The organism is Pseudomonas sp. EYE_354 (assembly GCF_023148575.1).
Lineage (GTDB): Bacteria > Pseudomonadota > Gammaproteobacteria > Pseudomonadales > Pseudomonadaceae > Aquipseudomonas.
In genome coordinates, this window is record NZ_JAHXNQ010000003.1 from 15,419 (window position 1) to 37,630 (window position 22,212).

General features: G+C 61.5%; 23 protein-coding genes and 1 tRNA gene. 13 read left to right on the forward strand and 11 right to left on the reverse strand.

Translation table 11 applies throughout. The annotated features are described in order from the left end of the window. Positions 1-52: 52 nt before the first annotated feature. Positions 53-466: a hypothetical protein gene (locus KZX66_RS04750; RefSeq protein ID WP_248076967.1), complete on the reverse strand. Its 414-nt coding sequence runs from the start codon at positions 464-466 to the stop codon at positions 53-55. Between the two features lie 199 nt (positions 467-665). Between KZX66_RS04750 and KZX66_RS04755 the strand changes: the two genes are divergently transcribed. Both KZX66_RS04755 and KZX66_RS04760 read left to right on the forward strand, forming a co-directional pair. Continuing rightward, positions 666-1,631: an arsenic resistance protein gene (locus tag KZX66_RS04755; RefSeq protein WP_248076971.1), complete on the forward strand. Its 966-nt coding sequence runs from the start codon at positions 666-668 to the stop codon at positions 1,629-1,631. An 86-nt stretch (positions 1,632-1,717) separates the two neighbouring features. After that, positions 1,718-3,310, forward strand: coding sequence for a hypothetical protein (locus KZX66_RS04760; RefSeq protein WP_248076974.1), 1,593 nt, complete (start codon positions 1,718-1,720; stop codon positions 3,308-3,310). Between the two features lie 137 nt (positions 3,311-3,447). On the opposite strand, the gene KZX66_RS04765 is transcribed toward KZX66_RS04760, so the two are convergent. The 4 genes from KZX66_RS04765 to KZX66_RS04780 all read right to left on the reverse strand — a co-directional run bounded on the left by KZX66_RS04765 (position 3,448) and on the right by KZX66_RS04780 (position 7,176). After that, positions 3,448-3,523 (reverse strand) — tRNA-Phe (locus tag KZX66_RS04765). A gap of 103 nt (positions 3,524-3,626) precedes the next feature. Continuing rightward, entirely contained in the window at positions 3,627-3,899 is a 273-nt protein-coding gene (locus tag KZX66_RS04770) for an oxidative damage protection protein (RefSeq protein ID WP_095186157.1), read from the reverse strand. Further along, complete coding sequence (gene mutY / locus KZX66_RS04775; protein ID WP_248076977.1) at positions 3,896-4,963, reverse strand: A/G-specific adenine glycosylase; 1,068 nt, start codon at positions 4,961-4,963, stop codon at positions 3,896-3,898. The genes KZX66_RS04770 and mutY overlap by 4 nt, the downstream gene beginning before the upstream one ends. Then, positions 4,960-7,176, reverse strand: a complete 2,217-nt coding sequence (locus tag KZX66_RS04780) for an AsmA family protein (protein ID WP_248076980.1) — start codon at positions 7,174-7,176, stop codon at positions 4,960-4,962. Before KZX66_RS04780 ends, mutY begins: the two co-directional genes overlap by 4 nt. A gap of 325 nt (positions 7,177-7,501) precedes the next feature. Here KZX66_RS04780 and KZX66_RS04785 point away from each other — a divergent pair, with 325 nt between their 5' ends. From KZX66_RS04785 to KZX66_RS04815, 7 genes are all read left to right on the forward strand, one after another. Beyond that, complete coding sequence (locus KZX66_RS04785; RefSeq protein WP_248076983.1) at positions 7,502-9,163, forward strand: OFA family MFS transporter; 1,662 nt, start codon at positions 7,502-7,504, stop codon at positions 9,161-9,163. 269 nt (positions 9,164-9,432) lie between these two features. Next, a complete protein-coding gene (hisB, locus tag KZX66_RS04790; RefSeq protein ID WP_003218037.1) occupies positions 9,433-10,026 on the forward strand; it encodes an imidazoleglycerol-phosphate dehydratase HisB in 594 nt (197 codons plus the stop codon). Then, positions 10,026-10,664: an imidazole glycerol phosphate synthase subunit HisH gene (gene hisH, locus KZX66_RS04795; RefSeq protein WP_248076985.1), complete on the forward strand. Its 639-nt coding sequence runs from the start codon at positions 10,026-10,028 to the stop codon at positions 10,662-10,664. The genes hisB and hisH overlap by 1 nt, the downstream gene beginning before the upstream one ends. Next, on the forward strand, positions 10,665-10,922 hold the full coding sequence (locus tag KZX66_RS04800) for a DUF2164 domain-containing protein (protein WP_248076987.1): 258 nt from the start codon (positions 10,665-10,667) through the stop codon (positions 10,920-10,922). A gap of 39 nt (positions 10,923-10,961) precedes the next feature. Next, positions 10,962-11,699 carry a 1-(5-phosphoribosyl)-5-[(5-phosphoribosylamino)methylideneamino]imidazole-4-carboxamide isomerase gene (gene hisA / locus KZX66_RS04805; RefSeq protein WP_057010603.1) on the forward strand — a complete coding sequence of 246 codons (738 nt, stop codon included), beginning with the start codon at positions 10,962-10,964 and terminating at the stop codon, positions 11,697-11,699. A gap of 9 nt (positions 11,700-11,708) precedes the next feature. Continuing rightward, positions 11,709-12,479 (forward strand): imidazole glycerol phosphate synthase subunit HisF, encoded by a 771-nt coding sequence (gene hisF / locus KZX66_RS04810; RefSeq protein WP_003171107.1) that lies wholly within the window; start codon positions 11,709-11,711, stop codon positions 12,477-12,479. A gap of 66 nt (positions 12,480-12,545) precedes the next feature. Further along, positions 12,546-13,301, forward strand: coding sequence for an ABC transporter substrate-binding protein (locus tag KZX66_RS04815; protein WP_248076989.1), 756 nt, complete (start codon positions 12,546-12,548; stop codon positions 13,299-13,301). Here the strand turns inward: KZX66_RS04815 and KZX66_RS04820 are convergent. The 5 genes from KZX66_RS04820 to gpmI all read right to left on the reverse strand — a co-directional run bounded on the left by KZX66_RS04820 (position 13,254) and on the right by gpmI (position 19,740). Then, a complete protein-coding gene (locus KZX66_RS04820; protein WP_248076991.1) occupies positions 13,254-14,546 on the reverse strand; it encodes a Vps62-related protein in 1,293 nt (430 codons plus the stop codon). The genes KZX66_RS04815 and KZX66_RS04820 overlap by 48 nt on opposite strands. A gap of 63 nt (positions 14,547-14,609) precedes the next feature. Then, positions 14,610-15,395, reverse strand: coding sequence for a divergent polysaccharide deacetylase family protein (locus KZX66_RS04825; RefSeq protein ID WP_248076993.1), 786 nt, complete (start codon positions 15,393-15,395; stop codon positions 14,610-14,612). 1 nt (position 15,396) lies between these two features. Further along, positions 15,397-16,713, reverse strand: a complete 1,317-nt coding sequence (locus KZX66_RS04830; RefSeq protein WP_248076997.1) for a S41 family peptidase — start codon at positions 16,711-16,713, stop codon at positions 15,397-15,399. A 30-nt stretch (positions 16,714-16,743) separates the two neighbouring features. Further along, complete coding sequence (locus tag KZX66_RS04835; RefSeq protein WP_248077000.1) at positions 16,744-18,039, reverse strand: murein hydrolase activator EnvC; 1,296 nt, start codon at positions 18,037-18,039, stop codon at positions 16,744-16,746. Between the two features lie 174 nt (positions 18,040-18,213). Then, a complete protein-coding gene (gene gpmI / locus KZX66_RS04840; RefSeq protein ID WP_248077002.1) occupies positions 18,214-19,740 on the reverse strand; it encodes a 2,3-bisphosphoglycerate-independent phosphoglycerate mutase in 1,527 nt (508 codons plus the stop codon). 151 nt (positions 19,741-19,891) lie between these two features. Between gpmI and KZX66_RS04845 the strand changes: the two genes are divergently transcribed. From KZX66_RS04845 to secB, 3 genes are read left to right on the forward strand one after another with little or no spacing between them, the layout of a single operon-like run. Beyond that, positions 19,892-20,305, forward strand: coding sequence for a rhodanese-like domain-containing protein (locus KZX66_RS04845; protein ID WP_248077004.1), 414 nt, complete (start codon positions 19,892-19,894; stop codon positions 20,303-20,305). A gap of 1 nt (position 20,306) precedes the next feature. Continuing rightward, positions 20,307-20,561, forward strand: a complete 255-nt coding sequence (grxC, locus tag KZX66_RS04850; RefSeq protein WP_248077006.1) for a glutaredoxin 3 — start codon at positions 20,307-20,309, stop codon at positions 20,559-20,561. Between the two features lie 42 nt (positions 20,562-20,603). Beyond that, on the forward strand, positions 20,604-21,083 hold the full coding sequence (gene secB / locus KZX66_RS04855) for a protein-export chaperone SecB (RefSeq protein WP_014716520.1): 480 nt from the start codon (positions 20,604-20,606) through the stop codon (positions 21,081-21,083). Positions 21,084-21,203: 120 nt separating this feature from the next. Here the strand turns inward: secB and KZX66_RS04860 are convergent, their stop codons facing one another. Further along, positions 21,204-21,659, reverse strand: a complete 456-nt coding sequence (locus KZX66_RS04860; RefSeq protein ID WP_248077008.1) for a tRNA (cytidine(34)-2'-O)-methyltransferase — start codon at positions 21,657-21,659, stop codon at positions 21,204-21,206. On the opposite strand from KZX66_RS04860, the gene KZX66_RS04865 reads away from it, so the two are divergent. Further along, a complete protein-coding gene (locus KZX66_RS04865) occupies positions 21,658-22,098 on the forward strand; it encodes a hypothetical protein (RefSeq protein ID WP_248077010.1) in 441 nt (146 codons plus the stop codon). The genes KZX66_RS04860 and KZX66_RS04865 overlap by 2 nt on opposite strands. Positions 22,099-22,212: the final 114 nt, after the last annotated feature.

Sequence of the window (22,212 nt, forward strand, 5' to 3'; positions counted from 1 at the left end):
GGGCGGTTAAAAATGTGGGAGGGGGCACGCGCCGCCTCCCACTTTTTTTGCGTCAGTCTTGGGCGTCGGTGAGGGCCTGGGACGCCGCGACGTAATCTGCCTGGAACGCTGGTGACTCGATCCACGCCAGCGCCGACGCTTCATCGTCGCTGTCGGTGGCCCACTGCCGATATTCGATCAGCACTGCCAGGATAAAGTCGGTGGCGGCTTCTTCGCCTTCCTGTTCCAGCACCAGCGCCAGCAGCGGGTGGGCCAGGAATGCGGCGCACAACGCTTGCTGGCTGGTTTCGCCGGCCTCACGCATTTCCACGAACAGTTCGGTCAAATCCACCGACTCAAGATCAATGCGGCTGTCATCGCCGGCGAATGCGTCCGGCTTGGTGGCGATGGCACGTTGGGTGCGGTTTTGCTTGGCCTTGGTCTTTGCCCGCTGGGCACGTTTTTGCTGCTTGTTCGGCGAGGCCATGGGCTCAACGTCCTAAGGTTCTGGATCTGGGTGGGGTATTGAAGCGCAGGTCGGGGCAAATCCCAAGGGGTTCTTCGTGGTGGCTTGTGGCGTTGGTGCGCATTCGCCAGAAAATCCGCAGACGCCAGGGTTGCACGGGTCGACCTTGGGTCGCCTTGCGCATAGGCTGGCGCCTTTGCGATTTTCTTGAGTGCTGCACATGACCCGCGACGCCCTTGAACACCACCAGATCCCGCTCTACTTCGTCGCTGTGCTTCTGGCCGCTATCGTTGGCCTGATGGCTCCCATATTGGCTCATGCTCTCGGCTCACTGGTCACGCCCGCCATCGCGGTACTGATGTACGCGATGTTCCTGCAGATCCCTTTCCTGGATCTGCGTGATGGCTTGGGCAATAAGCGTTTCCTGGCGGCGTTGCTGCTGGCCAACTTCATTTTGGTGCCGCTGCTGGTAGCGGGGTTGACCCGTGGCCTGGAAGAGCGCCCGGCGTTGCTGGTGGGGGCGTTGCTGGTGTTGCTGACGCCGTGTATCGATTACGTGGTGGTGTTTACCCACCTGGGCAAGGGCGATTCGCGATTGATGCTGGCGGCCACACCGCTGCTGTTGTTGCTGCAGTTGGCGCTGTTGCCGGTGTACCTGGGGTTCATGCTGGGCGCGCAGGCCGAGGTGGTGGTGACGGTTGGACCGTTCGTGGAGGCGTTTGTGTGGTTGATCGTGGTGCCGATGGTGCTGGCGGTGCTGACCACTTCCCTGGCGCGGCGCTCTTCTGTGATCAATGCATGGAACAGCGCCTGGGCCTGGCTGCCGGTACCGGCGATGGCAACGGTGTTGTTTGTGGTGATTGGCTCGCAGGTGACCTCGGTGGTGCGCGATATCGGCCTGTTGCTGCCGGTGATTCCGGTCTATCTGGGCTTTATCGTCTTGGCGCCGCTGGCGGGAATGCTCACAGCATGGATGTTCAGGCTACCGGCGCTCACGGCGCGGGCGGTGACGTTCAGCGCATCGACGCGTAATTCGCTGGTGGTGTTGCCCCTGGCGCTGGCCCTGCCCGAAGACGTGCGGGGGTTGGCCGCCACGGCGGTGATCCTGCAAACCTTGCTGGAATTGGTCGCCGAGTTGATCTACATCCGCCTTATCCCCGCACTGGTGTGGCCCGCGCGCCTCTGATTGCGTGAATCTTCAGGTCTGTTCAGGCGCTATTCAGGGGCGCGCTCGGCACCATAAGTCGGCGCCCCCACCTGACAGGTCAACCGATGGATCACCGCAGCCGTTTCCGCCTGGAGTCCCTGGGCATCTTTGTGTTTGCCTTGCTGCTGTTCACCTTGGGGATCTGGGATCAACAACCCCAAGGGTTTGACGGACGCTGGGCGTTGTTCCTGCAAGAAATGTTTCGCCATGGCGCGAGTTTTTTCCCGACAACCTACGGCCAGCCTTACGCGGATTACCCTGGCACGGCGACCTTCTTCAGCTTGGTGTTTGCCCGCCTGTTTGGCGCGCCCAATCACCTGGCGAACGTGCTGCCCACCGCGTTGGCGTCTGCCGGGGTGGTGGCGCTGATCTATCGCTTGCTGGTCGCGTCGAACCGGCAGTGGGCGCTGCTCACGGTGTTGCTGACCTTGCTCACCACCCAACTGCTGGAAAAGTCCCGCTCGGTATGCCTGGACCAGATGGTGGCGCTGCTCTGTATCGCCAGCTTCTATCTGCTGCACAGCGGCGGGCGCTGGCGGCAGCTTGCGGTGTTCCCGTTGTTCGTCCTGGGTTTTGCGATACGCGGGCCATTGGGGCTGATCGAGGTGTGCGGCGTGGCCTGCGTGTATTGGGCGTTGGGCAGGCCTGGGGAGCGACTCAAACAGGTGTTGGTCCACGGCATCGCTGGCTTGGTGTTGCTGGGCGCCTGTTGGTGGGTGCTGGTGAAACTGGCGCGTATCAGCGGTGGCGATGCATTCGCCGATGAGGTGTTCAGGATGCAAGTGGGCGGGCGCCTGGACGAAACCGGCGAGCCGTTTTATTTCTATTTTCAGTTGAGCTTGTACCGCTATTTCCCGGTGGTGCCATTGGCGCTGGCCACCTTGATCGCCTTGCGTCATCGCTGGGCTGAACGCGGTGACGAGACCGTGCAGTTGGTGGTGCGTCTCGGCGCCTGCGGCTTGATGATCTTGCTTGGCTTGTCGGTGCCGCACTTCAAGCGGGCTTATTACATCTTGCCCATGGTGCCGATGTTTGCGGCTGTCGCCGCCTATGGGCTGCTCCAGGCGCAAGGCTGGCTCGTTGGCGTGCGCCGCTGCTACGAAGGCCTTGTCGCGGCGCTGCCGGCGTTGTGTGCGGTTGTAGTCTTTGTCTGTCGGCATAGCTGGCAAAAGCACGGTTACTGGCCAGACGTTTCGTTGCCGTTATTGACGAGTGCGCTGGTGGTGTTGCAAGTGGCGGCGTTGCTCGCCTGGCGGCGGACGGCGCGGTTGGTGTGGCTGAGCCTGATCGCCTTGGCGGCGCAGTGGCTGCTGCTGGTGACAGTGATCGAGCCGGCCAAGGATCTGCAGTTCGATACCCGCGCGTTTGTCCGGCAGGTGGAAGCGTTGCGTCATGCGCAGCCGGGGCCCTTGGTGTTTATCAATCTGGGCCGCGATACCTGGGCGGTGCGTTACATGATGAACCTGGACCACGATGAGCAGCCGGTGTTTATCGGCAGTCACGAGCTTGAGCGGTTAGGCACAGTGCCGCGACCCGCCTGGGTAATTATGTCGCGCAAGGAGGGTGCGTTGCTGCACGGCACTGCGATGGAGTCGCTGGCACCTGCGTTCGAGGGGCGCTTGAACGACAACCCGTTGTGGGTGTTTTTACTCAAGTAGGGGGTTGCGTGCGCGCAGATCCGGGGTGGCGTTAAGTGCTGCGGATCTACGCCATAAATCGCAGGCAACAAAAAACCCGCACTGGGCGGGTTTCTTGTGTGTTTCAGATGGCGTTTGCACCACCTGAAACTAATGAGTGGTGCCCAGAGACGGAATCGAACCGCCGACACGGGGATTTTCAATCCCCTGCTCTACCGACTGAGCTATCTGGGCAACGGGGCGCATTAAACGGGTTTTTCAGGGGGTCGTCAAGCAAGTTTTCAAAAAAATTTTAATTATTACCGTCGCTTACGTGTCGACCCCGGTTTTTGTTCAATTATTGAGCAGGTGGAACATAGCCGTCGGCCTTGGCGTAATCCTCGCCGGAAAAGAACTTGTCCATTTCGCCCGCCAGGTATTTACGGTCTTCGGCGTTCATCATGTTCAGGCGCTTTTCGTTGATCAGCAGGGTCTGGTGTTTCAGCCAGTCGCCCCAGGCTTTGGCGGAGACGTGGTCGTAAATGTCCTGGCCCTTGGCGCCCGGGTACGGAGGGCGTTCCAGGGCTGGCAGTTCTTCTTTGTACTTGCGGCACATTACGGTGCGGGTCATGACGACACTCCTGCATTCAATACATCGGCCGCGCGCTTGAGCAGTTTCTTGACCGGGGCGGCAAGGCCCAGGCGCGGCGGGGTGGCGAGGTTATACCAGAGCCAGTCGGCCTCGGCCACGTGATGGGCGGATTCCTTGACCTGTACCAGCCAGGGTTCGATGGCCAACTGGAAGTGGCTGAAGGTGTGGACCAGGCCGGGCAGTTCCTGCTGTTTACCCAGCTCAAGGGCGTGCTGGTTGGCCAGGTGTTCGAGGTCTTGCAGATCGTCGAGCTCCGGCAAGCTCCACAAACCGCCCCACAGGCCGGTGGAAGGGCGCCGGTAAAGCAGAATCGCACCTTCGGCGTTGGCCAGCATCGGCATCAGCGTGCGCTTCTGGGGGATGGTCTTGCGCGGCTTGGGGATCGGGTAGCGCGTCTCCAGGCCGAGCATGTGGGCTTCGCAGCCTTTTTCCAGCGGGCACAGCAGGCAGCTGGGTTTGCTGCGCGTGCAGAGGGTGGCGCCCATGTCCATCATCGCCTGGGTGTAAGCGTTGACGCGGTCATGGGGGGTGAAGCGCTCGGCGGTGGCCCACAACTGTTTGGCCACCTTGGGCTCGCCAGGGTAACCCTCTTGCGCGGTAAAGCGTGCCAGTACGCGTTTGACGTTGCCGTCCAGAATCGGCGCGCGCAGGCCCATGCTCAGGCTGGCGATCGCGCCGGCGGTGGAAAGGCCGATGCCGGGCAGCTCGGTGAGCTTTTCGACATCCCTGGGAAACTCGCCGCCGTACTCGGCCATCACGATCTTTGCAGTCTTTTGCAGATTGCGCGCCCGGGTGTAGTAACCCAGCCCGGTCCACAGGTGCAGCACTTCGTCTTCCGGCGCGGCGGCCAGGGCTTCGACCGTCGGCAGGGAGGCCATGAAACGGTCGAAGTAATTGAGTACGGTGCTCACCTGAGTCTGTTGCAGCATGATTTCCGAGACCCACACCCGGTAGGGCGTAATGCCCTGTTGCCAGGGCAGGTCATGACGGCCATGGCGGTCGTACCAATTGAGTACCGCCTGCGAAAACTGCTCGTTTCTCATCGTTTGAACAGGCCTTTCAAAGCATCTTTGAGCTGTGGATTCACCTTGTCGAGCTTCTCTTCCAGCTTGTCGCTGAGCTTGTTGCCGGCCGCCTTGATCGCTACCTGGCTCAAGCCGTCCTTATCCAGACGGCAGGCCTTGGCGCCCAGTTCCAGCGGGCCACGGCAGCGCAGCGGCACTTCGATGTCGCGGAAATTGGCGCCTACTTCGCAGGCCGGGTCCGGCACTTCGCGCTGGTCGCCCTCAACGATGATGCCTACGCGGTAGTCCATGCCCAGCACGCGCAGGTCGACGTCGCCGTTGCCGTTGACCGCCAGGCCAGGGATGCGCACTTTCAAGTCGGGGTTGTTGGCCACGCCGTTACGGAAAGTCAGGTTGCCCTTCAGCTCCTGGAACGGCGTGTCTTTGCCGCGCTGTTCGCCGCTCAGGGTCTTGCGATTGAGCATTGCGATGCCAGTGCACAGTTGCTGTTCAAGGTTGGCGTTGAGCAGCACTCCGTTGTTGATCACAAAGCTGGCGGTGCCGTTGAGGCTGTCGATCAGCGCCTTCTGGCTGTTGCCACGACCGCTGAGGTTGCTGTCGAGGGTGACTTGGCCTTTGACCGGTGGCGTTTGCCCCTGGGCTTGCAGGATGCGCTCGACCGGTACTTGCTTGATCCGGCTTTGCAGGGCCAGCAGCGGAGTGTTCTGGCGCACATCCAGCGTGCCGTTGGCCTGGAAGGTGCCGTTGTAGAGACCGCCGCTCAGCGTGCTGAGCTTGAGTTGACCGTCAACGCCAGAGGCTTTGAGCACGGCATTCTGGATCGGCAATTTGCTTAAGGTCAGTTGGTCGAAGGCTAGGTCGGCGTCGATATCCAGCTTGCGCAGGTGGGCCAGCGGCAGCAGTTTGTCGGTGCTCCAGGCGCCTTTGGTCGGTGCGTCAGGGAGCGGCGTGGTGCCGCCGGCGGCCATGGCGCCGGCTTCGCTGTTCTGTACTTCGGCCTGGCGGGCGGCGGTGGCCCCCTTGGCGGATTCGGATTTGGCCGGCAGGTAGTTGTCGGCGTTGAAGCTGTCGCCCTTGAGCTGCACGCGCAGCGCCTGCTTGGCGAAATCGTCCACGGCGACGCGACCGGTGAAGGTGCTGCCATCGAGTTTCAGGTTCAGGTCTTCCAGCGCCAGGCTGGTCGGCGTGCCTTTGAGACGGCTGACCAGTTCGACCTTGCTCAGGCTGCCCTCGGCCATTGGTGGCAGTGGGTTGCCGACGCTATCGAGGAACTTGGCCAGGTCGAACTGGGCGATGGACAGTGCACCGCTCAGTTGTGGCGTCTTGTCCAGGTCGTTGACCTTGAGTTCGCCCAACGCACGCAGTTGGTTGGCCGACAGCTTCATGTTGGTCCATTCGGCGATGTTGGCGGCCTGGTCGACCAGCAGTTGACCCTGGGTGGAGAAGGTCACGGTCTTGCCTTGCAGCGGCTCGCCAGTGGCTTCGCCGCTGATACGCATGTCTTCGAACTGGTAGCGCTTGAGGGCGCGCTCGATGCGCAGGCTGCCGTTGAGTTCGGTTTTGACGCGCATGACCGGCTGGTTGCTGCCGAAAAACGCGGTGAGCTTGACCGGAATGCTCGCACCTTCGTGGATGGCGCCGGCGCTCAGTTGGATGCTCTCGGCGCTGAACTGCTTGCCGGTCTGCTCATCGTTGTATTCGATGCGGGCGTTGTTGACCGTCAGGCTGTCGATATCCAGGCGGATGGGCTGGGCCGGTTTTTCCGGCTTGGTTTCAGCGACCGGTTCCGCCGGAGCCTGAACAGGCGTGCCGGTCGTTGCGTCGGGCACGTTCTTGCCGATGTCTTCCCAGTTGCCGTGGCCCTGCTTGTCACGGTTCAGGCGCAGGTTCAGGCCTTCGACACGCACATCGCTCATCTGCACTTCACGGCGCAGCAGCGGCAGCACCCGCACCGACAGACCGAGCATTTGCAGATCGGCGAAGGGTTGGGTTGGCGTGGTCAGGGTGGCCACGCTGGCTTCGTGCAGTTCAAGGCCGAGCCAGGGGAACAGGCTCCAGCCGATATCGCCATTGAGCGTCAGCTCGATGTGGGCCTTGTCGCGGGCAATCTGGCGAATCTCTTCTTTGTAGTCGTTGGGATCGAAGAGGTGGGTCAGGGCAAAGCCGAGAGCCACAATGATCAGCAACAGCCCGAGAAGTACCAGACCCAGGATTTTGCCGAACGCTTTCATGGGCGAGTCCTTGTATGTCGATTTCAAAATTTAGCCGCAGAGTATAACGCCCGACGGCCGGTGGCAGGTCACCGATCGTTACATTGTATCCAGACCGGGTTGAACGGGAATTTGACGTCAATAAAAGCGAAATTTCCGATAAAAGTGATGTCACTTTGGTTTTTCTGGCGCTCGCAAATGCTAATCTTTGCGCGTTCGTCCGCCTTCTGCGACGTATCGTCGCGCCAAAATGGAGCTTCACTCAACAAAAACGGCCACGCTTTGCGTGCAAGGCCGAGGGAGAGAGCGCCTGACGGACAACTACAAATAACTGGGGGAAACACCAATGAGCACTAGTACTGCGGCCGGTTCAGCCGCCGCACAGCCTGCGTTCCTGTCCAAGGAACGCATTATCGCCAAGCCCGGCTTCAACCGCTGGCTGGTTCCACCGGCCGCCCTGGCCATTCACCTTTGCATCGGCATGGCCTACGGCTTCTCGGTGTTCTGGTTGCCGTTGTCCAAGGCGCTGGGTATCACCGAACCTGTGGCTTGCGCGCCGGACATGAGCTTCATCGCCCAAGTCTTCTCGTCCCAATGCGACTGGCCCATCTCCATGCTGGGCTGGATCTACACCCTCTTCTTTATCTTCCTGGGCTGCTCTGCAGCGATCTGGGGTGGCTGGCTGGAACATGCCGGGCCGCGTAAGGCCGGTGTCGTATCGGCCTTGTGCTGGTGCGGCGGCCTGCTGATTTCGGCGTTGGGTATCTATACCCATCAGATCTGGCTGATGTGGATCGGCTCCGGCGTCATTGGCGGTATCGGCCTGGGCCTGGGCTATATCTCGCCTGTGTCGACCCTGATCAAGTGGTTCCCGGACAAGCGCGGCATGGCCACCGGCATGGCGATCATGGGCTTCGGCGGCGGCGCGATGGTGGGTGCACCGCTGGCTGCAGCGCTGATGGGCCACTTCGCTTCGCCAACGAGCGTGGGCGTTTGGCAGAGCTTCCTGGTAATGGCGGCGATCTACTTTGTGTTCATGATCGGCGGCGCATTGTCCTACCGCGTGCCACCGACCGGCTGGAAGCCAGAGGGCTGGACCGCGCCGGCGAAAAAAGCCAGCAACGCGATGATCACCCACCGCCACGTGCACGTGAACGTAGCGTGGAAAACGCCACAATTCCGCCTGGTGTGGCTGGTGTTGTGCCTGAACGTATCGGCCGGTATCGGCATCCTCGGCATGGCTTCGCCGCTGCTGCAGGAAGTGTTCGGCGGCAAGCTGCTGGGTGTGGATGTGCCGTTTGGCCAGTTGGATGCGGGGCAATTGGCATCGATCGCGGCCATCGCAGCGGGCTTCACCGGTCTGTTGAGCCTGTTCAACATCGGTGGTCGCTTCTTCTGGGCCTCGTTCTCCGACTACCTGGGCCGTAAAAACACCTACTTCGTGTTCTTCGCCCTGGGCTTTGCCCTGTACGCGCTGATCCCGAACCTGGGGCACCTGGGTAACGTCGCGCTGTTCGTGGCGGCGTTCTGCATCATCCTGTCGATGTACGGCGGTGGTTTCGCGACCGTTCCGGCATACCTCGCGGACCTGTTCGGCACCCAGATGGTCGGCGCGATCCACGGGCGCCTGCTGACCGCATGGGCGGCGGCGGGCGTGCTGGGCCCGGTGTTGGTTAACTACCTGCGTGAGTATCAGTTGAGCATCGGCGTTGAGCGCGCCGCGGCTTATGACATCACCTTGTACATCCTCGCCGGTCTGCTGGTGCTGGGCTTTATCTGCAACCTGCTGGTCCGTCCGGTGGCCGACAAGTACTTCATGAGCGACGCAGAACTGGCCGCCGAGCAGGCCCTGGGCCATGACAAAGGCGCGGATGCCAGCACCGTGCTGGAGTGGAAAGCCTCCGCCGGCAGCAAGCCTCTGGCGATTGCCGCCTGGCTGGTGGTGGGTATTCCGTTGGCGTGGGGTGTGTGGGTGACCCTGCAGAAGACGGCGGTACTGTTCCGCTAACGCTGTACCTGATCATTCCCACGCTATGCGTGGGAATGCATCCCCTGACGCTCCGCGTCACCAGCGCGCCGGACCTGAGTCTTGCGTCAGTTGGCGGGACGCGGAGCGTCCCGGGCGGCATTCCCACGCAGAGCGTGGGAATGATCTTCGCGCACCAGGCTGGGGCGCTTTGATCAACTCGTCAGTCTTGTCCCCTTCGATGTTTCTGTTTAGCGCCCGCGCCCCTATAATGGCTGCCTTTTTCGCCCAATGATTTTGCGGAGCTGGTGATGGCCGAACGTAAGGCGTCCGTCGAGCGCGACACTCTGGAAACCCAGATCAAAGCCTCGATCAACCTGGATGGCACCGGAAAGGCCCGATTTGATATCGGTGTACCTTTTCTTGAGCACATGCTGGACCAGATCGCCCGTCACGGGCTGATCGACCTGGATATCGTCAGCAAGGGCGACCTGCATATCGACGACCACCACACGGTGGAAGACGTAGGCATCACCCTGGGCCAGGCGTTTGCCAAGGCCATCGGCGACAAAAAAGGCATCCGTCGCTACGGCCATGCCTATGTCCCGTTGGACGAAGCGCTGTCGCGCGTGGTCATCGACTTCTCCGGCCGCCCAGGCCTGCAGATGCACGTGCCCTATACCCGCGCCACCGTCGGCGGCTTTGACGTTGACCTGTTCCAGGAATTTTTCCAGGGTTTCGTCAACCACGCACTCGTCAGCCTGCACATCGACAACCTGCGCGGTACCAATACCCACCACCAGATCGAAACCGTGTTCAAGGCCTTCGGTCGCGCGCTGCGCATGGCGGTGGAGCTGGATGACCGCATGGCCGGGCAAATGCCGTCGACCAAGGGCGTCCTGTAATGCAGACGGTCGCGGTTATCGATTACGGCATGGGTAACCTGCACTCGGTGGCCAAGGCCCTCGAGCACGTGGGAGCCGGCAAGGTGCTGATCACCAGCGATGCCAAGGTGATCCGCGAAGCCGACCGCGTGGTATTCCCGGGTGTTGGCGCAATTCGCGATTGCATGGCCGAAATCCGCCGCCTGGGCTTTGACAGCCTGGTGCGCGAAGTCAGCCAGGACCGCCCGTTCCTCGGCATCTGCGTGGGCATGCAAGCCTTGCTCGATCGCAGTGAAGAGAACAACGGCGTCGACTGCATCGGTCTGTTCCCCGGTCAGGTGAAGTTCTTCGGCAAAGACCTGCACGAGGACGGCGCCCATCTCAAAGTGCCGCACATGGGCTGGAACCAAGTCAGCCAGACCGTGGACCACCCGTTGTGGCACGACATTCCGGACATGGCGCGTTTCTACTTCGTGCACAGCTACTACATCGCCGCCGGTAACCCGCGCCAGGTGGTGGGTGGCGGGCACTACGGCGTCGACTTCGCCGCAGCGCTGGCCGACGGTTCGCGCTTTGCCGTGCAGTTCCACCCGGAGAAGAGCCATACCCATGGCCTGCAATTGCTGCAGAACTTCGCCGCCTGGGACGGGCGCTGGTAAATGGCCCGCAAGCCGAAGCCGCCGATCTTGAGCCTCACGCCCGAGCAGGAGAGTGAGGCCACCCTCAAGATCAAGCGATTCATGGAAGATCGCTTCGAGCTCAAGCTGGGCTCGTTCGAGGTCGCCGAGATTCTCGAACTGTTCACCCACGAAGTGGCGCCGCATTATTACAACAGGGCGATTTTCGATACGCAGACGCTCCTTAAAGAAAGGTTCGAAAGCATCGAAAGCGACCTGTGGTCGCTTGAGAAACCCTGATTTCCCAAGCATTGCTGAATTTCGAATAAGGTTTGCCAGATGCTGATTATCCCCGCTATCGATCTCAAGGACGGCGCCTGCGTACGTCTGCGCCAAGGCCGCATGGAAGATTCCACTGTGTTCTCCGATGACCCGGTGAGCATGGCTGCCAAATGGGTGGAAGGGGGCTGCCGTCGTCTGCACCTGGTGGACTTGAACGGCGCCTTTGAAGGCCAGCCGGTCAATGGCGAAGTGGTCACCGCGATCGCCAGGCGCTACCCGAACCTGCCGATCCAGATCGGTGGCGGTATCCGCTCCCTGGAAACCATCGAGCATTACGTCAAGGCGGGCGTGAGCTACGTCATCATCGGCACCAAGGCCGTCAAAGACCCCGCCTTCGTCGCAGAAGCGTGCCGTGCGTTCCCCGGCAAAGTCATCGTCGGCCTGGACGCTAAAGATGGTTTCGTCGCCACCGATGGCTGGGCTGAAATCAGCACCGTACAGGTGATTGACCTGGCCAAGCAGTTCGAAGCCGATGGCGTGTCCGCGATCGTTTACACCGACATTGCCAAAGACGGCATGATGCAGGGCTGCAACGTGCCGTTCACCGCCGCACTGGCGGCCGCGACCAGGATCCCGGTGATCGCGTCCGGCGGTATTCACAACCTGGGCGACATCAAGTCGCTGCTGGACGCCAAGGCGCCAGGGATCATCGGCGCGATCACCGGCCGCGCGATCTACGAAGGGACCCTGGACGTCGCCGAGGCCCAGGCTTACTGCGATGCCTACAACGGCTGAGGACTGACCATGGCGCTGGCCAAACGCATCATCCCTTGCCTGGACGTCGACAACGGTCGCGTGGTCAAGGGCGTCAAGTTCGAGAACATTCGTGACGCCGGTGACCCGGTGGAAATCGCCCGTCGCTACGATGAACAAGGTGCCGACGAGATTACCTTTCTCGACATCACCGCCAGCGTCGACGGCCGCGACACCACGCTGCATACCGTCGAGCGCATGGCCAGCCAGGTGTTTATCCCGCTGACCGTGGGCGGTGGCGTGCGTACCGTGCAGGACATCCGCAACCTGCTCAACGCGGGCGCGGACAAAGTGTCGATCAACACCGCCGCGGTGTTCAACCCGGAGTTCGTCGGCGAAGCCGCGCAGCACTTCGGTTCGCAATGCATCGTGGTCGCCATCGACGCCAAGAAGGTCTCAGGCCCGGGCGAAACCCCGCGCTGGGAGATCTTCACCCATGGCGGTCGTAAACCCACCGGCCTGGATGCGGTGGAGTGGGCGATGAAGATGGAAGGCCTGGGCGCCGGGGAGATCCTGCTGACCAGCATGGACCAGGACGGCATGAAAAACGGCTTCGACCTGGGCGTCACCCGCGCCATCAGCGATGCACTGGGCATTCCGGTGATCGCCTCCGGCGGCGTGGGGAACCTGCAACATTTGGCCGACGGTGTGATCGAAGGCCACGCCAGCGCGGTGCTGGCGGCGAGCATTTTCCACTTTGGTGAATACACCGTTCCCGAGGCCAAGGCCTACATGGCGGCGCGCGGTATCGTGGTTCGTTAAACGTTGCTGGACACCATGGCAGGCGCGCGGCACTCTCTGCGCTTGCCATGGATTTCGGTAACCTTCATGTTCAAACACCTGCTGCTCGCCCTTGCCAGTACCTTCGTGCTGATGGTCGGCACCGCCCACGCCGAAGCATCGTCCGACGACACCCTGGTGCTGCTGACGGAAAACTTCCCGCCTTACAACATGGCGAAAAATGGCAAGAACTTCGCCAAGGAAGAGAACATCGAAGGCATCGCCGTGGACATCGTGCGAGAAACCTTCAAGCGCGCCGGCATCTCCTACAACCTCACCCTGCGTTTTCCTTGGGAGCGCATCTACAAACTCGCCTTGGAGAAACCCGGCTACGGCGTATTCGTGATGGCGCGTCTGTCGGAACGCGAAGCGCTGTTCAAGTGGGTCGGCCCCATCGGCCCGGATGACTGGGTGCTGCTGGCCAAGGCCGACAGCAAGGTCCAGGTCGCCGACCTCGAGCACGCCCGCGGCTTAAAGATCGGTGCCTATAAAGGTGACGCCATTGCTCAAACCCTGGAGCGGCAGGGGCTCAAGCCGATCCTTGCGCTACGTGACCAGGACAACGCGCAAAAGCTGGTAGATGGCCAGATCGACCTGTGGGCCACCGGCGACCCGGCGGGTCGCTATCTGGCCCGCCAGGTCGGGGTGACCCAGCTAAAGACGGTCCTGCGCTTCAACAGTGCCCAGCTTTACCTGGCGCTGAACAAGGAGGTGCCGGACCAGGTAGTCGCCAGGCTCCAGGCGGCGCTCGATCAGTTACGGGGCGAGGGTGTCGTCAACGACATCATGGCGCGCTATCTCTAGCCCCGGTTCCTCTTGAGCGGGTTGTAGCGTTGCAGGCGTCTGCTCGGGCAGCGGCTGGGTGTCGGCGGACTCGCTGATATAGATGTGATCGCCATTGGTGTAGCTCACGGTGGATGACACCTGGCTGCCGTCCTGGCGTAGCAGCCGGTAGTCGCTTTGCAGCAGGTAAGCCGCCAGGGCTTTCTGCGGCGGCGCGTACGTGATGATCTCCAGCGGCGCTGAATGGCTCCAGTTTTTGGCCGAGCGTTGGGTGTGGGTGAAGTCTCGGTCCAGATGCGCCGAGAACTTCAGCGCGAAGCCGCGTGTGTCATCCGGCCACCTGCTACACAGGTTGACGCAGGTGATGGCGGTCAGGGCCTTGGCATTTCTGCCGTTCTCACCTTTGGTGGCGGTCCACATGAACGGCTGACTGGTCGCTGTGGTGTTGTGACCGAAGCCGGCCAGCAGATGACGGTCTGTACGTTCCAGTCGATACGTGGGCGACGCCTGAGACTGTTCGATCACGGTCATTTCCGGGTCTTTCACACAAAACCACGGCAACTCGCACACTTGGGGGGTGGATGCAGTTTCGACTTGGGTGGGGGGTTCGAGCCCGCTGAAGGCGGGCGGTGCGGGCAGGTCGCTCAGTTGCGCTGTCAGTGTCAAACGCAGCGAATACACCCCATGGCGAGGCTTGGCATAGGTGGTGTTACCAACAAAGGTGCCGGGGGCCAGGTAGAGCTCTCCGGCGGATGCATCGGGAAGTGTGATGGACCACAGGCTTAGATCGTTGGGGCCGCCGCTGCCTTTATCGTTCCAGATCGGTTCCCCGACTTGAGCGGCCACCACCAGGTCTTCTCGCACACAACGCACGGCGTGGTATGAGGGTTTGTCGTAGTTCACACCGTACACCAGTCCCATCGCTACATAACCCTGTGGGGGTACCGGGCGCCAAATCGACGCATCGGCGCGCGCGCCCGTGCCCTTGTCGTGCCACACCAACTCGTAGTCGAGCGGCGGACGCAGGGCGGTGCCTTCGGCTTTGTTCGCATCGCTGACGACTGCGACGATTCTGCTTTGGTTGATATTGCGATAGTGATCAGCCGCAATATCACCCAGGGGAAAAAACGAGCTCAGTGCATCGGATGTCGTGCTGGGTCGCCATAGGCCAACAGGTTTATGCGCACCGGAGCCTTTATCGTTCCACAGAGGTAAAAACTCGCTGGTGAAGCTGATGAGCAGGTCGTTGAATTGCAGGGGATTCATGGATAGGTCTCCAGTTGATTGAGGTATCAACTATCGAGCCGGGAGTGCGGTGGTGAGCGGTAACTATCTACGTGTCGGAAGATACGTGCCGTTTTTTCCATGTGCCGCCATGGCTTGGTTGCTGCGCACGCTGATCATCAACTTGATATCGATCCATTCCACACCCTGGGCCTTGAGCTTGGGCAATTCGCGCTCCAGCACTGCCAGGGTTTGCGGGTAAGGGTGGCCGATCATCACGGCCGAACCCTGTTTATGGGCAAGCTTGATTGCCGTTTGCAGCTGCGTGGCAATGGCCGCTTCGGTACGTTCGTCATCCAGGAACACGTCCCGCGAAACATGCGCCAGACCGATCTTTTGTGCCTCGGCCGCCGCCACGGTTTGCGCGCTGGTACGGCTGTCGACAAAGAACTTGTTGCGCCGTTGCAGTTCGGCCATCAACCAGGCCATGGCGGCGGGTTGCGCCGTCATACGGCTGCCCATGTGGTTGTTGATGCCGGCGGTGTAGGGCACTGCGTTGAACGCGGCGTCCAGGCGTTTGCCCAGTTCTTCGATGGGCAGCTCGGGGTGCCAGGCGAACGGACCGGTGGCCGGGTCCATGGGCATGTGCAGGATCACGGTCTTGCCCGCCTTGTGGGCTTCGCGGGCGAATTCGGCGGCGTGAGGGGTGTCGGTCATGATCGCGGTGGTGACGGGCCCAGGCAGGGCCAGTACGCGCCGATCCCGGGGCAGGTTTTGCCCCAGGTCGTCGATGATCAGGGTCAGGTAGGCTTTTTGCGGCTCGCCGGCCGGGGTCGCATGGGCGACCCCGGCCAGGCTGCACAGCACAGCGATGATCAGTGCAAAACGCATATCAACGGCTGCGCGTGATGCTCAGGCCCTTGAGCAGGCTCAGCGCCTGGGCCAACTGGTAATCGTCGTCCTGCGGCATCGGCTTGGCTTTCGCGGCGCTGCCGGTCGGCTGGTCGGCGCCGCCGTTGCCGTTGCCCAGGTGACCTTGCAGGTCTGCCTCTTTGTAGTACTCGCTGTCGACCTCGTTGGTGATCTTGGCCTTGCGCACTTCAATGTCCGGGACGATGCCCTGGGCCTGGATCGAGCGGCCATTCGGCGTGTAGTACAGCGCGGTGGTGATCTTCAGCGCACGCTCGTTGTTCAGCGGCAGCACGGTTTGCACCGAGCCTTTGCCGAAGCTGGTGGTGCCCATCAGCACGCCGCGCTTCTGGTCTTGCAGGGCACCGGCGACGATCTCCGACGCCGAGGCACTGCCGCCGTTGATCAGCACGGCCAGCGGCACGTTCTCGCTGAGGTCGTTGCCGGTGGCCGAGAAACGCAGCTCGGAATTGGCGATACGGCCTTTGGTGTAGACGATCAAGCCTTTGGTGATGAAGTGGTCCACCACTTCCACCGCCGATTGCAGCACGCCGCCTGGGTTGTTACGCAGGTCGAGCACAATGCCGCTGAGCTTCTTGCCGTTATCCTTGCGCAGCTTGGCAAGGGCCTTGGCCACTTCGTCGCCGGTCTTGACCTGGAATTGGGTGATGCGGATGTAGCCGTAGCCCGACTCCAGCAACTGGCTCTTCACGCTCTTGACCGTGATGGTCGCGCGGGTCAGCGTCACGTCGAACGGGTTACCGCCGTCGCGCACCAGGGTCAGGGTGATCTTCTGGCCGATCTTGCCGCGCATCTTGTCGACGGCTTCGGTCATGGTCTGGCCACGGGTCGGCTGGCCGTTGATCTTGACGATAAAGTCGCCGGCCTGGATGCCGGCCTTGGACGCCGGGGTGTCGTCGATGGGCGAGACCACTTTGATGTTGCCGTCTTCGGCACCGACTTCAATGCCCAGACCGCCGAATTCACCGCTGGTGCTTTCCTGCAACTCGGCGAAATCTTCCGGGCCCAGGTAAGCGGAGTGGGGGTCAAGGTTGCTGAGCATGCCCTTGATGGCGTTCTCCAACAGGGTCTTGTCGTCTACGGGTTCGACATAGGCTGCCTTGATCCGGTCCATGACCTCCGCGAAGGTACGCAGCTCGTCCAGCGGCAACGGCGCCTTGGTGGTCGCGGCCGTAGCGGCGGGTGCAGCCGGAGCGGCCTGGTCGGCAAAAGCCAGAGGCGCGCCGATCACCAGGGCGATCGTCAGGGCCAGCGAAGTGAGGCGGGACAAATGCAGCATGTCGAACGAACTCCTAGTGTAGATGCGACCCTATCCTTGGGAACGGCACCATTGTGCGGGATCGCTCGGGCGACCCTGCTGACGAATAGCGAAGTACAGCGCCGGGGTGTCCTGGCCACCACTGTTACCGACAGTGGAGATGGATTCACCGGCTTTTACAACATCACCTGCCGACTTGAGCAACGTCTGATTGTGGCCGTAAAGGCTCAAATAGCCATTGCCGTGGTCGAGAATCACCAACAAACCGGCGCCCCGCAGCCAATCGGCAAACACCACGCGCCCGCCGTGGACGGCGTGGACCTGGCTGCCGGCAGAGGCGCTGATCATCACGCCATCCCACTTGGCGCGGGTGTCGTCGCCACGGGTTTCCCCAAAGCGTGCCAGTAATCGACCATCAACGGGCCATGGAAGTTTGCCGCGCGCTGCAGCAAAAGGCCCGCCGAAGGACTCGCCGGCGCTGGAAACCAGCGGGCCAGGCGCTGGATGCGCGGGTTTGCGCGGTGCCGGCGCATCCGTGGTGGCAGCCAGCTCGGCCTCACGCTGGCGCTTTTTTTCCGCTTCCTGCTGGGCGATCAGCGCTTTTTGCCGCGCTTCCTCTGCCTCACGTGCCTGGCGCGCCAGGGTTTCTTCGATGGTCTTGAGGACTTTGGCCAGGTCGGCCTGGTCCTGCTCGCGGGCCTGCAGCTTGGCGTCGCGGGCCTTTACGTCGTCATTGAGCTTGGCCAGGGCCAGTTGGCGTTCCTTGCGAACCTTGTCGAGTTCGTCGCGCTGGGTGTCGAGGGCGCTTTTCTGGTCTTGCAACTGCGACTGCTGGTTGGCGATTTCCTGTTCCACGTTGACCAGTTGGCGCAGGGTTTCGTTGAAGCTTTTAAGTTGCTCCAGGCGGGCCTTGCTCAGGTAGTCGTAGTAGGTCAGGGTGCGCGCGAATTTCTCGGGGTTCTGCTGGTTGAGCAGCAACTTGAGGTATTCCTGGCGGCCGCTCTGGTAGGCGGCGCGGGCCTGGATCGCGATCAGGCGTTGCTGTTCAACGCGTGCGCTCTGGAGTTTTTTTTTCTCAGCGTCGAGTCGCTCCAGTTCCGACTCGCTCTTCTTTAGTTCTTTTTGCAGCTCCTGGACCTGCTTCTCCAGCTTGCCCATTTCGGTTTCCGTGCCGCGCAGGTCTTTCTGCACCCCGGATTTTTCTTCCTGGAGCTTGCCGAGCAGTTTTTTCAGCTCGGTAATGTCCTGACGCGTAGCGTCCAACTGTTGTTGGGTTTGTGCGCGCTCGTCGGCAAATGCCGGTTGGAGCAGGCAGACAAGAGCAAGGGTAATCAAGGCGCGAAGCATAGAGGCGGGCGACACCAGGGAAAGGGACGGCCTAGTATGCCCGCCAAGCGCCGCAAAAAAAACGCCCAATGCGGGCTGGTGGGCAAGATAGGTGCCGAGTGGTTATCAAATAGCGCAAAACCCATGTGGGAGCTGGTGTGCACTCTCCCACATGGGTTTTGCAGTGAGCTGAAATTAAATCAGGATCGAAGTGCCGGTCATCTCTTGCGGCTTCTCCAGCCCCATCAACATCAACATGGTCGGGGCCACGTCGGCCAGCACGCCGCCGTCACGCACTTTAAATTCGCGCTTGCCGACATAGATGAACGGCACCGGCTCGGTGGTGTGGGCCGTGTGGGCCTGGCCGGTGGATTCGTCGGACATTTGCTCGCAGTTGCCATGGTCTGCGGTGATCAGCGCTTCGCCGCCGACTTTCTCCAGCGCGTCGACAATGCGGCCGACGCACAGGTCCAGGCATTCCACGGCTTTGGTCGCCGCTGCCAGGTTGCCGCTGTGGCCGACCATGTCACCGTTGGCGTAGTTGACCACGATCACGTCATAACGCTGGTGTTCGATCGCGTCGACGATCTTGTCGGTGACTTCAGGCGCGCTCATTTCCGGCTGCAGGTCGTAGGTGGCGACTTTTGGCGAAGGAATCAGGATGCGCTCCTCACCTGGGAACGGTTCTTCGCGCCCGCCGGAAAAGAAGAACGTCACGTGGGCGTATTTTTCGGTTTCGGCGATGCGCAGCTGGGTCTTGCCGTTTTTCGCCAGGTAATCGCCCAGCACGTTGTCCAGGCTGCCCGGAGCGAAAGCGGCGGGGGCCGGGATGCTGGCGGCGTATTGGGTCAGGCCCACGTACTGCACTTTTGGCTGGCGTGCGCGGGGGAACTCGTTGAAGTCGTCCTCGACGAACACGCGGCTCAGCTCGCGGGCGCGGTCGGCGCGGAAGTTCATGAACACCACGGCGTCGCCGTCTTCGACTTTTACCGGCTCACCGATGGTGGTGGCTTTGACGAACTCATCGCTCTCGCCACGGGCGTAGGCCGCTTCCAGACCTTCCTGAGCGGTGGCGGCGTTGAACTCGGCCTGGCCGTCGACGATCAGGTTGTAGGCTTGGGAAACGCGGTCCCAGCGGTTGTCGCGGTCCATGGCGAAGTAACGGCCGATGATGCTGGCGATGCGACCTTTGCCCAGGGCGGCAAAAGTGGCGTCGAGCAGTTCGATGGACGACTGAGCGCTTTTGGGTGGTGTGTCGCGGCCGTCGAGGAAGGCGTGCAGGTAGATCTTGTCGGCGCCGCGCTTGAAGGCCAGTTCGGCCATGGCCACCAAATGGTCCTGGTGGCTGTGTACGCCACCGTCCGACAGCAGGCCCATGAAGTGCACGGCCTTGCCGGCGGCCACTGCTTTATCTACCGCCGCACAGATAGTCGGGTTCTCGAAGAACTCGCCGTCGCGGATCGCTTTGGTCACGCGAGTGAAGTCTTGATATACCACTCGTCCGGCGCCGAGGTTCATGTGGCCGACTTCCGAGTTGCCCATTTGGCCGTCCGGCAGGCCCACGTCCATGCCCGAGCCGGAGATCAGGCCGTTGGGTACGCTGGCGGTCAGGCGGTCGAGCACAGGCTTGCTGGCCGCGTATACCGCGTTGTCGTGGTGGCTTTCACTGTGTCCGAAGCCATCGAGAATTATCAGGACCAAAGGTTTAGGCGTGGTAGTCATAGATCCTCTCGCGGCGCTAATAAAGAAAGGCAATTGAAAAGGGAGTGGCAGTTTAAAGCGAAGTTCCGACCGCGTCACCGCTTTACGGGGGTTGGCCCCCCCTGACGGCTGTGTATACTTACCGCCATTTTAACGCCCTGGAACCTCCTTGATGGTTGATCACCTGATTGCATTTGCCACTGCCCACTATCTGCTTGTGGGTGCCTTCGTCATCCTGCTGGCGCTGCTGATCGCTCACGAATTGAGCCGTGGTGGCCGCAGCCTGAGCACGTCCGAGCTGACCGCGATGGTTAACAAGGACGAGGCCATTGTGGTGGATATCCGCCCTGCCAAGGACTTCGCCACCGGTCATATCGTCGGGGCCCTGAACATTCCCCAGGACAAGCTGATCGCGCGCCTGCCCGAGCTGGAAAAGCACAAGGCCAAGACCATCATCCTGGTCGACGCCCAGGGCCAGCACGCCGGCACCCACGCCCGCGAAATGCTCAAGACTGGTTTCACCGCGGCCAAACTGTCCGGTGGCATCAGCAGCTGGCGCGCCGATAACCTGCCGCTGGTGAAGTGATATGAGCCAGGTCGTCGTGTACTCCAGCGATTATTGCCCTTATTGCATGCGGGCCAAGGCTCTGCTGGATAAGAAGGGTGTTGCCTTCGAAGAGATCAAGGTCGATGGCAAACCCCAGCTGCGCGCCGAAATGGCCCAGAAGGCGGGGCGCACCTCCGTGCCGCAGATCTGGATCGGCGCCAGGCACGTCGGTGGTTGCGATGACCTGTTCGCCCTGGAGCGCGCCGGTAAACTCGATGCGCTGCTGCTCGTCTGACTCCCAAACCCTAAAAGACCCCAAGATCAAGAAGGATCCGCGATGACTGACCAACAGAACACCGAAGCAGCAGAAGCTCAAGGCCCACAGTTCTCGCTGCAGCGGATCTACGTGCGTGACCTGTCGTTCGAAGCGCCGAAAAGCCCGGCCATCTTCCGTCAGGAATGGACCCCAAGCGTCGCACTGGACCTCAACACCCGTCAAAAGGCGCTGGAAGGCGACTTCCACGAAGTCGTGCTGACCCTGTCGGTCACCGTCAAAAATGGCGAAGAAGTGGCCTTCATCGCTGAAGTGCAACAGGCCGGTATCTTCCTGATCCAGGGCCTGGACGAGGCGTCCATGAGCCACACCCTGGGTGCCTTCTGCCCGAACATCCTGTTCCCGTATGCCCGTGAGACCCTCGATAGCCTGGTCACCCGTGGCTCGTTCCCCGCGCTGATGCTGGCACCGGTGAACTTCGATGCCTTGTACGCTCAAGAGCTGCAGCGCATGCAACAGGAAGGCGCGCCGACCGTTCAATAAGTCGACGCGGTAAACAATGTGGGAGGGGGCCTGCCCCCGATAGCGGTGGATCAGTCACCCAGGTGTCGACTGAGACTCCGCCATCGGGGACAAGCCCCCTCCCACATTTCGTTTTGTGTGTTATTTGAAGCCGAGTTGGCGCCAACCTTCGTAAACCGCGACGGCTACGGTGTTGGACAGGTTCAAGCTGCGGCACCCTTCACGCATCGGTAAGCGCAGGCGATGGCCATCCGGCAGTGCATCGAGTACCTCAGCCGGCAGGCCACGACTTTCGGGGCCGAACAGGAAGGCGTCGCCCTCGGCGAAGCTGGCATCATGGAACGGTCGCGAGCCCTTGGTGGTGAACGCGAACAGGCGGGGGTTGCCCAGGCTTTCCAGGCAGCTCGCCAGGTCGGCATGGCGCTGGAGGGTGGCGTACTCGTGGTAGTCCAGCCCGGCACGGCGCAGACGTTTATCGTCCATGTCGAAACCCAAGGGCTCGATCAAATGCAGGTGGCAGCCACTGTTGGCGCACAGCCTGATAACGTTGCCGGTATTCGGCGGAATTTCTGGTTGAAAAAGGATGACGTGAAACATGCACGGCTCCGAAGGCAAAGATGCGCTGCATTCTACCCCCGAAGAGGACCCAAGACCGAAGCTAATGCCGAGGGTCATGGGCTCATTGGCGATTGCCGGCTTGATGGTGGGCCTGATGATCGGTCGCCTGACCACGCCGGACCCGGTGGAGTTGCAGCAGGTCGAGACCGTGGCGGATGGTGTCGTGGTGTGGTTCAACCGGGAACCCAAGCTGCACGGTGAACATATCGACGGCACGGTGGCATTGCTGTTCGACGCAGGCGGCAAGGCTGCCAGTGGGCAACTCAAGGTCGGTGACAAGGATGTGAACTGGCGCATTCGCAAGGCCGATGCCGGTTTGCTGCTGAACCTGGTGGCGGCTCGGCCGTTGCGCGGGGAATGGCAGGGCCAGGAGGTCGACGACCGCTGGCGGCTGGAGATCCATCTCCAAGAGCAATAAAAGAGGGAATCCCCGGCCTGCCTGTACCAAGGTCCCCAAAACGGGCTGAAGCTTAGGGCGGTGCGCCGCATAAGCCCCGGTGTAAAGAAGGGAGTTCCCGGCCTGCCTGTACCA